16 protein-coding genes are annotated in these 12,317 nt (G+C 52.3%); 1 reads left to right on the forward strand and 15 read right to left on the reverse strand.

Annotation, left to right across the window (positions count from 1 at the left end; all coding sequences use genetic code 11):
- Positions 1 to 97: 97 nt before the first annotated feature.
- The 15 genes from C1A10_RS17925 to cimA form a co-directional block, all read right to left on the reverse strand.
- Positions 98 to 979: a polyprenyl synthetase family protein gene (locus C1A10_RS17925; protein ID WP_242968971.1), complete on the reverse strand. Its 882-nt coding sequence runs from the start codon at positions 977 to 979 to the stop codon at positions 98 to 100.
- Positions 966 to 1,175 (reverse strand): exodeoxyribonuclease VII small subunit, encoded by a 210-nt coding sequence (gene xseB / locus C1A10_RS17930; RefSeq protein WP_180951211.1) that lies wholly within the window; start codon positions 1,173 to 1,175, stop codon positions 966 to 968. Before xseB ends, C1A10_RS17925 begins: the two co-directional genes overlap by 14 nt.
- A complete protein-coding gene (xseA, locus tag C1A10_RS17935; protein ID WP_101911560.1) occupies positions 1,172 to 2,380 on the reverse strand; it encodes an exodeoxyribonuclease VII large subunit in 1,209 nt (402 codons plus the stop codon). Before xseA ends, xseB begins: the two co-directional genes overlap by 4 nt.
- 1 nt (position 2,381) lies before the next feature.
- On the reverse strand, positions 2,382 to 3,329 hold the full coding sequence (locus C1A10_RS17940) for a tRNA (adenosine(37)-N6)-threonylcarbamoyltransferase complex transferase subunit TsaD (protein WP_101911561.1): 948 nt from the start codon (positions 3,327 to 3,329) through the stop codon (positions 2,382 to 2,384).
- 2 nt (positions 3,330 to 3,331) lie between these two features.
- Complete coding sequence (gene nusB / locus C1A10_RS17945; protein WP_180951212.1) at positions 3,332 to 3,850, reverse strand: transcription antitermination factor NusB; 519 nt, start codon at positions 3,848 to 3,850, stop codon at positions 3,332 to 3,334.
- Positions 3,851 to 3,908: 58 nt separating this feature from the next.
- Positions 3,909 to 4,286, reverse strand: a complete 378-nt coding sequence (locus C1A10_RS17950) for an Asp23/Gls24 family envelope stress response protein (RefSeq protein WP_101911563.1) — start codon at positions 4,284 to 4,286, stop codon at positions 3,909 to 3,911.
- Between the two features lie 154 nt (positions 4,287 to 4,440).
- A complete protein-coding gene (locus C1A10_RS17955) occupies positions 4,441 to 4,977 on the reverse strand; it encodes a SpoIIIAH-like family protein (RefSeq protein WP_101911564.1) in 537 nt (178 codons plus the stop codon).
- Between the two features lie 29 nt (positions 4,978 to 5,006).
- Positions 5,007 to 5,585, reverse strand: coding sequence for a hypothetical protein (locus tag C1A10_RS17960; protein WP_101911565.1), 579 nt, complete (start codon positions 5,583 to 5,585; stop codon positions 5,007 to 5,009).
- Positions 5,582 to 6,076, reverse strand: coding sequence for a stage III sporulation protein AF (locus tag C1A10_RS17965; protein ID WP_101911566.1), 495 nt, complete (start codon positions 6,074 to 6,076; stop codon positions 5,582 to 5,584). The genes C1A10_RS17960 and C1A10_RS17965 overlap by 4 nt, the downstream gene beginning before the upstream one ends.
- Positions 6,077 to 6,079: 3 nt before the next feature.
- On the reverse strand, positions 6,080 to 7,216 hold the full coding sequence (locus C1A10_RS17970) for a stage III sporulation protein AE (protein WP_180951213.1): 1,137 nt from the start codon (positions 7,214 to 7,216) through the stop codon (positions 6,080 to 6,082).
- Between the two features lie 17 nt (positions 7,217 to 7,233).
- Positions 7,234 to 7,620, reverse strand: coding sequence for a SpoIIIAC/SpoIIIAD family protein (locus tag C1A10_RS17975; protein ID WP_101911737.1), 387 nt, complete (start codon positions 7,618 to 7,620; stop codon positions 7,234 to 7,236).
- Position 7,621: 1 nt separating this feature from the next.
- Positions 7,622 to 7,819 carry a stage III sporulation protein AC gene (gene spoIIIAC, locus C1A10_RS17980; RefSeq protein ID WP_101911568.1) on the reverse strand — a complete coding sequence of 66 codons (198 nt, stop codon included), beginning with the start codon at positions 7,817 to 7,819 and terminating at the stop codon, positions 7,622 to 7,624.
- A 42-nt stretch (positions 7,820 to 7,861) separates the two neighbouring features.
- Complete coding sequence (locus C1A10_RS17985; RefSeq protein WP_145997767.1) at positions 7,862 to 8,377, reverse strand: stage III sporulation protein AB; 516 nt, start codon at positions 8,375 to 8,377, stop codon at positions 7,862 to 7,864.
- Between the two features lie 54 nt (positions 8,378 to 8,431).
- Positions 8,432 to 9,427, reverse strand: coding sequence for an ATPase, T2SS/T4P/T4SS family (locus C1A10_RS17990; protein WP_101911570.1), 996 nt, complete (start codon positions 9,425 to 9,427; stop codon positions 8,432 to 8,434).
- 194 nt (positions 9,428 to 9,621) lie between these two features.
- Positions 9,622 to 11,196 (reverse strand): citramalate synthase, encoded by a 1,575-nt coding sequence (cimA, locus tag C1A10_RS17995; protein WP_207654738.1) that lies wholly within the window; start codon positions 11,194 to 11,196, stop codon positions 9,622 to 9,624.
- A gap of 207 nt (positions 11,197 to 11,403) precedes the next feature.
- On the opposite strand from cimA, the gene dapF reads away from it, so the two are divergent.
- The gene (gene dapF, locus C1A10_RS18000; RefSeq protein ID WP_101911739.1) at positions 11,404 to 12,255 is read left to right on the forward strand and encodes a diaminopimelate epimerase; all 852 of its coding nucleotides are present in this window, start codon (positions 11,404 to 11,406) and stop codon (positions 12,253 to 12,255) included.
- Positions 12,256 to 12,317 lie beyond the last annotated feature (62 nt).

Genomic DNA, 12,317 nt, shown 5'->3' on the forward strand with positions numbered 1-12,317 from the left:
CCCGGCAAACTGCTCAGTCCGGTCTTACTGCAAAAACAGCCGCTGTAAAACCGCTTTGCACATCAGAGAAAACAATATCTGGGAGTAACTTGCTCTGTTAATGATCGCGTGTCAGGATCATATCGGCAAGCCAGAGCAAAAATTGGTTATCCGGCAAAGTCGCAATGCTCTTCTTTGCCAGCTCCACCTGCTCCGCAGCGGCTTCCTTCGCGCCTTCCACGCCAAACAAAGTAACATAGGTTGTCTTATGGTTTTCATTGTCGCTGCCTATAGGCTTTCCAATCTTTTCCGCCGTTCCAACCACATCCAGAATATCATCTGTGATTTGAAACGCAAGGCCGCACGCCTTTGCATAGGCGTCTGCGGCCTCAATCATCTGTGAATCCGCGCCGCCCGCAACACAGCCCAGCTTTGCCGAAGCCCTGAGCAGCGCGCCGGTCTTTAGCTCGTAAAGCAAGTTCAGCGTCTGGAGATCAATCTGCTTTCCTTCGCTGGCCAGATCGATCACCTGTCCGCCGATCATGCCGAATATGCCCGCCGCGCGGGAAAGCGTTTTTACCGCTTCCACAATGTGCGCATCCGGCAAGGAAGCATCCGCGGCTGTCTCGAAAGCCAGCGTCAGCAGGCCGTCCCCGGCTAACAAAGCGTTGGCTTCTCCAAACGCCTTATGGCAGGAAGGCTTCCCCCGGCGAAGGTCGTCATTGTCCATGCAGGGCAGATCATCATGAATCAGGGAATAGGCATGCACCATTTCAATTGCGCACGCAAAAGCAACCGCATCACCACGCGCGGCACGGCACAGCCTCGCAAACTCCATCACAAACGCCGCGCGAAGCCGCTTGCCGGCATCCAGCAAACTGTAGCGCATCGCATCTATCACCTGCATTTGCAGGCAGGTGCCTTTAAAAGTCAGCCGCTCGCGCAGCGCATCATTTGCATTTTTGGCGTAAAGCGCAAGCTGCTCCTCATAATTGTTCATCAGGCTCCTCCTTTGCAGCGGTCAGCTTTTCCACCTTCAGCTTTGCGGCCTCTAATTTTCCGTTTGCAAAGTCTAAAAGCTTTACAGCTTCCGCATATAATTTAATGGAATCATCTATGGAGAGTTCCCCGCCCATCTGTGCAGCAATTTCCTCGAGCCGCTTAACGGCTCCTTCCAAATTCATCGTCTTGCTCATTCGGTTATCTCCTTGCATGAAACTACGGAAGAACAAATCTCTCCGTCTGTAACCCTTATGCTCAATAAATCCCCCGGGCAGACCTGATTGACAGAAGAGACTATTTTCCCGGAAGACTGCGTCAGGCTGTATCCTCTTTTCAAAATCCACAGGGGGCTCCGTTCTTCAACCAAATCTCCCAGTCGCCGGAGCGTCCAGGACAAGGTTCCCAGCTTTTGCTCCATCACGTTCTGAATCAACAGTCTCAGAAATTCGAGTTTCCGTTCCTGCCGCAGTACCGCTGCCTGAGGAACTGCCATTGCGGAACGGGCGGCTGCTATCCGCAGACCCAGCCGCTCTAGCCTGTTCTTCATCGCAGAGAGGGCCCGGTTTTGCAGATCATCCAGATAAACCTGCAAATCTTTGATGTTTGGAGCCACAAGCTCCGCGGCTGCCGAAGGGGTCGGCGCGCGCAGATCCGCCGCAAAATCCGCAATGGTAAAATCTGTTTCATGGCCTACCGCGGACACCACCGGGATCTCGCTTGCCGCAATTGTACGGGCTAAAGATTCGTCGTTGAAAGCCCACAAATCTTCAATGGAACCGCCGCCCCTCCCGATAATGATCACGTCGCACGCTTTGCGGACATTGAGGGCGCGGATACCTGCCGCGACCGTTGCCGCGGCCCCCTCCCCCTGCACCTGCGCGGGATAGAACACAACCGTCGCCACCGGGTAACGGCGGGACAGGATGTGAAGCATATCCTGCAAAGCGGCGGCGCCCTCGCTGGTCACGATGCCGATCCGTTCCGGAAATGCGGGAAGCGGGCGCTTGCGCTGCGGGTCAAACAGCCCTTCGCGGCTGAGTTTTTCCTTGATCTGTTCAAAGGCAAGGTGCAGGGAGCCCGCGCCGTCCGGCTGCATATCCGTAACATAAAACTGATAACTCCCGTCCCGCTCATACAGGGAAACCGACCCGCTCACAATCACAGACATCCCATTTTCCGGCTGAAACGGAACCGAATCGGCATAACTGCGGAACATCACCGCTTTAACAGCCGCGTTTTCATCTTTCAGGGTAAAATAAAGATGGCCGGATTTATAATGCCGGACAAAATTAGAGATTTCTCCCTTTACCAGAAGGCCGGAAAGCAGATGGTCGGATTCCAGAATGGATTTCACATATTTGTTCAGCTGAGAAACGGAAATCACAGAGGGCTTTATCATCTTAAAAACCTCCTGTCTGTGAAATACAGGCAAGGACAGCAACCCCGGCGGCATTATCGGAAGAAAACTGCGGTTCTGCAAAATACCCGCCATATTGGCGCGCAATTTCCTTTCGTATGATGGAATTCGACATGACGCCGCCTGAATAGACCACCGGCAAATCACCATATGTTTCTTTCACAAATGCAGTCATATGTTCTACTACCGCAAGAATGCTGTCAATACAAAACCTGGCCACATCACAGGAAGCTGCACCGTCATCCAGCATCCTGCGGCATCGGTTTTCTATGCCGGAAAGGGAACAGTCCGTTCCGTGAAACGAAGGCTTGATCCGGTACCGCTGTTTTGACTGGAGCGCAAGCCGTTCCAACTGCCTGCCCGCCGGAAACGGAAGACCCAGCATGCTGCCTATCCGGTCCACAGCCTGTCCGGCTTTCAGGTCAAGTGACCGGGCGATCAGCTCCGCCGAAAAAATATGCTCCCGGTCCGGGTTGACCAAAAGGCACTCGGTCGTACCCCCTGAAAGGTGGAATGCGGCAAATTTCCGTCCGACCAGGCTAAGCTGCCCGGAAGAAAACAGCGCGGCCGCGATATGCCCGGACTGGTGGGAAACGCAGGTCAGCGGTAGGCGATTCATCGATGCCAGCGTTCTGGCCGCCAGTTCCCCCACCAGGAAACAAGGCATATAGGAGCCCTCCGCATCCCGCGGTTTTGTGGAAACCCCGACTCCTGACAGCACCAGGTGCTCGCCCGCCTGCGCCGCCAGCTCTTCTATAATTTCGCCAAGCTGCTTTACATGCGAAAAAACGGCGTCGCTTTGCCGCAGGCCAAGTGCACCGTCTTTTACGGCCAATAGCCGCTTATTCTGCACAACTGTGCGGATCCCGTTGTCATATAGCGCAGCAGAGGTTGTATAATTGCTGGTATCCAGCCCCAGAAAGACCGCCACCGTTACTGCGCTTCCTTTAAAGCCTGGGCGGCTGCATCATATTCTTCAACCGCCTTATGCTCATTTTCAGCTTCTTTTGCTATCGTTTCGGCCGCTTCCTCCGCCGCCATGGCTTCAGGGATTTCCTGGCCCTTCCCCCTGACGTATGCCCCCAGCACTCCGTTTACAAAAGCAAAATCGTCCGCGTTGCCATATTTTTTCGCCAACTCCACCGCCTCATTGATTGATGCCCCGACAGGGACCGTATCAATGTGGTCGATCTCCCACATGCTCATGCGGATAATGGAAAGCGCCACGCGGGACATGCGGTTCAGCTTCCATCTTTTCGAATAGCTTGCAATAGCTTCATCCAGCCATGGCAGATGCCCGGTGACGTCTTTTGCAAGCTGGTATGCATAATCATCCACTTCTATGTTGCGTCCTATCACGGCCTCCTCAATAATCTCGTCTATGCTTTCATCCTTGAACGACCGCTCAAAAATCAGCATAAACGCCTGTTCACGGGACTCGCTTCTTTTCATATGTTCCTCTCCTGTTTTCCTGGCGAAAATACCATCCTGATAAAAACGGGCAGCCGCATTATTCCTCCGGCTGCTCCCGCAATGGCTCATCAAATACGATCCCGGCAATGACAATGTTTACGCGGGAAACTACGATTCCGGTCATGTTCTGAACCGCCTCTTTCACTGCGCGCTGAACATTTTCGGAAACTTTAGGGATATTGACACCAGATCTCACATTGATATGCAGGCAGATTACCGCCACATCATCATTCAACTCAATTGAAATCGGCCTCGCACTTTGTTTTTTTAAAAGCCAGCCCTTCAAATTTGTGGCGAAAGACGCCATGGAAACTACCCCTTCAATCTCGAGGGCCGCATATCTTGCAATGGTCGCAATGACTTCACGGGAAATTCTCAGGTTGCCTGTTGACTGGCTGACATCATGATTTTGCATATCCGATTCTCCTTCTTATGACAGAAAGCGATGCCCGCTTCCACAGTTTCACCGTTATAATCATACAGTATATTATAACATAATTTTCCGAATATACAACCTTATATGCAAAGAAAAAGCCCGCTTTTTCGCGGGCTTTTTCTGATGTCACCCCTTAATTGATCTCAACAATGGATATGTTCTCGACCGGAACACTGGTCTCTTTCAGGATAATATCCTTCATCTGGGCAACTTCCTCAGGCTTGAGTCCTTCCGTCTTGACTACGACATCCACGCCTTCTGTATCGTAATAAACCATGCAGTCCTCAAAGCCCTTTGCCTTGATCAGATTTTCAATTTTTCCTTCCGTTTCCACGGATTTGGCGAGTTCCGTGGCCTTGAGCACCATTTCCGCTTTGATGTTCGCATCCACAGCGGCATCTGTCATCATATTTTTCATCGTTTCAATTGCCTCGTCGCGGGTGCGCTGGCGGGTAACCTTTGCCTCAGCGAAATACGCTTCCCCGTCAACCGTTGGATCATTCGCATCCACAAGCTGGGCGTCGCCGTAATTTTTATCATTTTCCGCCGCAGAAGCGGAAGTTAATGCGCCGTCTGCCTGCGCGAACTGATAATTGACATAGACAGCAAGCCCCAAGCCCACAACAAGGGACGCCAGGATAATTTGTTTTTTGCCGATAATCATATTCATACAGGGTTCCTCCTCATGCAATTTACAGATTATTTAATTGGGGTAACACAGACTCTATTGTAGGGAATGCCGAGCGCGGTGGTAACCACACGGGTTATCCGTTCCTGTACAACCATACTTGAAGCCCCTTCGCAGACCACCACCACCCCCCGGATGGCCGGCTGCTTCTGAGTTTTGAGCAGGGCTTCCCGTTTGCCGCTGCCCGTGTCCACGACAATATACTTCTGTTCGAGATTCTGCTGCTGGGTCTCCCTTTTCACCTCATCCCCTTCATAGCTGTTTGTTTGGCTGGCATTTTCATTTTGTTCCACCGCATAAACGTATTCCACGCCGGTTTCCGCCGTAACCATTACCTCGCATCTGCCCACACCCTGCACCTGTCCTACCAGATCGGTCAAACGTTTTTCAAGCTGTGTCACATATTCCTGCGAAATTTGGTCGGCGCTGCCCACCGACGGATTATTTTTTGCTCCTGTCGATATGAAACTTGAGAGCAGAATAAAGCCCATTCCCACAATCCCAAGAACAACCAGCAAACGGCTTTTCCCGCCTCCCAGCAGCGCGGTAAACTTCGTTTTCAGGCTGTCGCCCGTGTCTAGGCTGTTCATGTGCTCCCTCCTTTTGTATATCCTATACGTATGTCCACGCCAAGCGCTTTATGCAAGGCGGAGCGAATCTCATCATGACGCGGGAAGTAACTTTCGTCGAGTTCCAGTTCACACTCACTAATAGTTATGCCGCCCTCGCCGTCCTCATGAACGTTTATATAAATTTTATTTGCTTTTATCCCCAAATCCTGCAAGGTATCCGCAGCTGCATTCCGCAGGCTTTCCGTTGCAAGCTCCTGCCTTTGCTCTTCAACAGAGGAATTAAGACGCTCCGATTTTTCGGTAATATCCTGCATCAGGCTGTCCGGCGGAGTAATTTCAAGCGCCGGAAGCGAAAGCGCAACGGGTGACAGCAGACAGGAAAGAAAAAAAACACTGGAGGTAATCTGAAAGATCCTCTGCAAACTGGATTTCGGTAAAATGAGCTGTGCAAGGCCGCAGGCGATTGCCGCGGAACAGATCCCGAATGCCCATTGTCTGATACTTTCCATTCCTTAAACCCCCGTTGATGCCATCAGAACCAGAGATGTGGAAATAATCACCAAAAGCGCAACACACAGGCTTACCGCTATCAATACCCCCAGCACAGCCGATGCGCTTTTTAAAATATCCGACACCTGCTTGATTCCCAGCATACTGCTGATTGCCGCCGTCAGGTTCACCGTGAGATACCAGACGGATGTCTGCAAAAAGATTGGCAGGAAGGTCAGCGCCGCCACCAGTGTCCCGAAAACACCGACAGTCGCTTTCAGCAGCTTCATATACCCCTGCGTCGCCACAAACGCGTCGGAAAGCGCACTGCCGACCACGGGAACAAAACTGCCTATGAGGAATTTGGCCGTTTTTGCCACCACAGTATCGCTTCCGGACGCCACCACTGTTTGCAGTGACAGCAGCCCCACAAAGATCGTGAGCAGAAAGCCCAGTGTCCAGCATACTGTCGACTTGATCACCTTGGCGACCGATACAACGTCAATGCCCGGGGTAAGGCTGCCGACAATGCACAGCGCGAGATAAATCCCCATCAGCGGGACCAGCGTGCCGGACACCACCTGCGAGACCACCTGACATGCCCCAAATAGGAATACGGTGTAGGTGGTCGCGGTTACGGGCTGCCCGGCGGCCGTCACAACCGAGGAAAAAACCGGGACAAACGCGAGAATAAAATTGGAACAGTCCCGGATTGCACCCGCGGTTGTGATGATGCAGTCGATGATCGGAGAGGCAATCGCGGCCGAAGTGCACACCGCCGCAACTGCCGAAAAGACAGAAGAAAGATTTCCTTCCCACAGGGAGGTTTTCAGACAGTCCAGCAGGGCGCAGAGCAGAACCGTCCCCAGCACCGCGCAGAATGTGGTCATCGGCTGTTTGAGCTTTCTTAATACCAGCTGCCAGATCGTCTGAAAAAACCGCGCGGGAGTCAGCGACAGAAGCTGCTTATAATCGATACCATCCACTCCGGCGCTGTCAAGAAGTTCTTGTGCGTCCCCGGGAAGCTTATCCATCAGTTCATCCGCTCCGACAGCGTCCATCTGGGGCTGGAGGTCAATCTCCTGAGACTGTGCGGCGGCCGGTATTGACAGGCCTGCCAGTAAAAAAAAGATTGCCAGCAGCTTCACTGCCCATTTCATTGTCACACCTCTTTTTATCATCCGATCAGCTGCCCCGCAATCCTCAGGATTTCTTCAAAAAGCGGCAGGCTGACTAACAGCACAGCAATTTTTCCGGCCGCTTCCACCTTGGTGGCGATCGCCGTCTCCCCCAGGTCACGGCAGGCATCACAGGCAATCTGCGTGATAAAGCAAAGCCCGAGCGATTTGAACAGGATCTGAACATAGGCCGCTTTGGTACCGGAAGCATCCAGCAGGGAATGCATTCTGTCAAATAACGGCCGGGCTTCGGCAATGATCATCCCGAGCATCAGAACCCCTGCCGCCAATGAAAGAGCCAGCGCATATTCCGGATTTTTTTGTTTGAGCACCACAGAGAACGCCGCAGCAAGCACAGCGATGCCGACGATTGTAACCATATTCATATCAATAAAGCCCAAATACGCTCTTCACTGTTTCAAAAAGTGTATTGATTTGCATGATAATCATCATCAATACGACAATCAGCCCCGCCAGCGTGGTCATCATTGCCTGTTCCTCCCGTCCCGAACGGATCAGCACCTGATTGAGCACTGAAACGATAATTCCGATTGCCGCAATTTTAAAAATCAAATCGACATCCATGCCCGGCCACCCTTTCCCGCTTTTTTTCCAGTTCCTTTTTGTTTACAGGAAAATCACCACCAGAAACGCTCCTGTGAGAAGTCCCATCGTTCGGTACAGCCTTGCGTGAGACGCAGACCTTACACGGGCATTATCCGCCTGTATCTGGAGCAGCGTTTTGGCATGTGAAATGCTTGCAAGCTGTCCGTTCAGGTCACACTGCCCGAGCGTGTCCGAAAGCCCGGTCAGAATCGTAACGTCGGGGGACAGCAGAAGTCCGTGATTTTCCTTAACCGCCCGTTTCCATGCCTCCGGAAACGGAATCCCCTGCCTGCACAGGGAAGCGCAGCAAGGAAGATAGGCTGCGCCCGACATGGATTCCCGTTCTTCCAGACGCCCGATGATCTCATCGGGAGAAGCCATGGAATAAGAAAGCTCGCTTTCCATCCCGCTGAGTACGGCAATCGCATCTTCAATTTCATCCACACGCCCCGTTAATGTTCTTGCAAGTGTAATTCCGATTGAGGTTGTGCAAAGCATAATGAGAGCCATTCCTACAACCTTTAATACAACTGTCATATTTTTCACCCATTCCGCCGTAATGCACCGGCTAAATTTTGATAGAAATCCTTATCACATGCAGGCAAGGCCTTCATGAAAAGCCATATTGCTGCCGGTCTGTAAGCACAGTTCCGACCAGTTCTTGATCATCCGTATCTGTGATGGCCTATCCGCCCCTTCCAGCAGCGCAAACTGTTCAAACGCGCCGGTTTGCAGAAGCGGCTTAGCCTGAGGTTTTCGGATAAACTCTTCAAAACTGGATGCGTGCATGGAAGTAATCACCGTTACGCCGCTGTTTACTGCCGCTGAAACCGCTTCAATTTCAGTTTCCGTACAGATTTCATCGCATACAATGACCTGTGGGGACAGATAGCGGATCGCCGCCTGCAATCCCTTTGCTTTTGGATATCCGCAGAGCAGGTCGCAGCAGTCCCCAAGATGGTTGCGGATGACGCCCGCCGAGTAGCCGCCAAGTTCCCCGCTTTCATCCACCACACAGACCTTACGAAGCGTTCCAAAGGCTCCGGAAGACAGCTGTCTGGCCAAATCGCGCAGGATGGTTGTCTTTCCGCTTGCCGGAGCACCTATCAGCAGTACCCCGCAAAGCCTTTCTGCCAGACAACGGCTGATCAGGACATCTGCCGCGCCGAAAATTTCCCGCGCGACGCGCAGGTTGATGGAGGTAACGTCGCGGACAGCTGTGACTTTCCCGTCCTCCACAACCGCTGTCGCCGCAATTCCGGCACGATGCCCGCCCCGCACGGATATGTAGCCGTCGGTTAGTTCCCGCTGGTGGCTATGTACCGCCCAGCCGCAAAGAGACACCAAAGAGTCCTGCATGTCCGCTTTGCTGACAATATAGGAATCTGAATACGGTTTTTCAGTGACGTCTCCCCCTGTTCTCACGAATTTCATACCCGACAGTCCCACAAGATTCAGCGGCCTGTCCAAACGCAGCCTGATTTCGTTCGTCTGGGCCTGAATCCCTGGCGGTATCTCCAGCAGCGCCTGCCTGACCCCAACGCCGAGGCACCCCACCGCGTCCATAAATTTTTCATCCCCATTCATCTTGTCACGTCCTTTGCAGCTTGTATGTTCTATCTTATTGGCCCGTCCAACTTTTTAGAACTCCGTGTCTGCAAAAAATGGGAGTCAAAAAGGCGCCCGAATCCGCAGTTTTTCTACAGGTTCAGACGCCTTTTCGCTTTTATTTCAAGGTTTTGATAAAATTTTAGTTTCAGTTTGCAAAAGTCACTGGCCGTTTAATTTTTCATGACCGTATCACGGTACAGCTTATATTCCATCGAGTCAACCAAAGCACGGATGGAAGCGTTAATAATATCGGTTGAAACGCCCACCGTTGTCCATACGTTCTTCCCGTCGGAAGATTCAATCAGAACGCGGACCAATGCCGCAGTCGCTTTTCCGGTGTCCATAACACGCACCTTATAGTCGATCAGGCGGACTCCTGCAAGCGTCGGGTAAAACACTTCCAGCGCCTTGCGCAAAGCGCGGTCAAGCGCGTGGATAGGGCCGTCGCCCTCATCGGCGGTAATTTCGTATCGGTCGCCCACTCGCAGCTTCACCATGGCGGAAGCCATATGCCGGTCGGCATGCTCCTGCTCACCGATAATGCGGAACAAATCCAGTTCAAAGAACGGAGTGAATTTGCCCAGTTTCTTCAGTACGACAAGTTCAAAGCTGGCAGTAGCGGCTTCGAACTGATAGCCGTCATATTCGAGCGTTTTTAATCTGTCCATTAAGAGCTCCATTTCAGGCGAATCTTTTGAAAGCTCCGGCACAAATTCATTGATTTTCGCGATCAGCGCGCTGCGGCCGGACACTTCGGAAAGAAGTATCTGGCGGCGGTTCCCAACCCGCTCCGGGTCAATATGCTCGAAAGCGGCGGGGTTCTTTTTAACCCCGTCGACATGCATCCCGCCCTTATGGGCAAAGGCACATTTGCCCACATACGGCATCGAATGCGGCAGGCGCATATTCGACAGTTCAGAAATATATCTTGCGGTTTGCGTCAGCCACGCGATTTTTTCCTGTGGGATGCAGGAGTAGCCGAGCTTCAGCTGCAAATCCGCGATCGCGGTGGACAGGTTGGTGTTTCCGCAGCGTTCTCCAAAGCCGAGATAGGTTCCCTGCACCTGCACGGCGCCCGCCCCGACCGCCGCGATGGTGTTCGCGACCGCGCATCCCGTATCGTTGTGGCAATGAATCCCGACGCAGTCCGGGAAAAGCGACTGCACAGACGCGGTGATCCTTGCAATTTCTTCCGGAAAGCCGCCGCCGTTCGTATCGCACAGCACAAGCCTTGCGGCTCCTGCCTGAAACGCAGCCCGAAGCGTTTCCACCGTATATTGAGGATTTTGCTTATATCCGTCAAAGAAATGCTCCGCGTCAAAGAACACGGTTTTCCCCCTGCCTGTCAGGTAGGAAACCGTATCGGAGATCATGCGCAGATTTTCCTCCGGAGTAGTGCCCAGTACCTCGCGAACCTGCCATTCCGAGCTTTTGCCGAATATGGCAATGTAATCGGTATCGGCTTCGAGCAGCGCGGCGCAGTTTTTATCCTCTGATACAGGGACATCCCGGCGGCGGGTAGAGCCAAAAGCCACCAGCCTTGCATGCTGAAGGCGGAGTTCTCCCGCCCTGCGAAAAAATTCTGCATCCTTTGGATTGCTGTACGGATTACCGGCCTCTAAAAAATCGAGTTGCAGCGCATCCAGCGCGCGGACAATGTTGAGCTTGTCTTCTACGGAAAAAGAAATATTTTCGCTCTGTGCCCCGTCCCTGAGCGTAGAGTCGAACAGTTCTATTTTTTTCACACCGTCACCCCATTGTGCCTGATTGGGAACTATTTTAGCATAGCATTGGAAAAATAACAAGGAAAAGAGCTGCCGCCATCGCGGCAGGAATCTCACTTTTTCACCCGGGGAATACTTTACATCATCCAATTTTTGCTGTAAACTATTAATAATGATGCAACAATGGAGTTGCAATAGGACTTTTGAGACCGAACGGAGGAACCAATCTTGAAGGTACAATTTTCTAAAATGCACGGGCTCGGCAACGACTATGTGTATATTAATTGTCTTCATCAAAAAATCAAACACCCGAATGAGCTGTCCGTATTCGTCAGTGACCGCCATTTCGGGATCGGTTCGGATGGGCTTGTGCTGATTTGTCCCTCGGACAAGGCAGATTTTGAAATGCGCATGTTTAACGCTGACGGTTCCGAAGGCAACATGTGCGGAAACGCAATCCGCTGCGTGGGCAAATATGTGTACGATAATCGTCTCACTGATCAGACAGATCTTGAAATTGACACAAAAAGCGGCGTGAAACAGCTCAATCTGACGATAGAGAACCACAGGGCGGTTGCCGCGGAAGTGAATATGGGGGAAGCTGTCCTGCGCTCCCGCTCGATCCCTGTCGAGACCGATTACGACGAGTTTATCAGCCAGCCGATGCTGGTGCACGGTGAAGTCTATCTGGTCACCTGTGTTTCCATGGGGAACCCGCATGCCGTCATCTTCTGCGACGATGTTGACAGCATCCCGCTTGAAATCATCGGGCCTTTATTTGAAAATCATGAGAAGTTTCCGGAACGGATCAACACGGAGTTTGTCCAGCTGATTGACCGCAGTACGTTAAAGATGCGCGTCTGGGAACGCGGGAGCGGTGAAACTTTCGCCTGCGGAACCGGTGCCTGCGCTTCGGTCGTGGCAGCGGTCATCAACGACCACTGTGATCCTGGCAGCGAAGTGACCGTGCGCCTGAAAGGCGGGGAACTGAAAATTACCTATCAGGAGGATCATACTGTCCTCATGAAAGGCCCGGCGACACATGTGTTCGACGGCACAATTGATGCGCCCATCGCATAACCCTTTTAATTTTATAAGCCGTATACGCCGATGCGACTGCTGTCTGCGAGGGCTTTAGATCT

The organism is Marasmitruncus massiliensis (genome assembly GCF_900186535.1).
In the GTDB taxonomy this organism is placed as follows: Bacteria; Bacillota; Clostridia; order Oscillospirales; family Ruminococcaceae; genus Anaerotruncus; species Anaerotruncus massiliensis_A.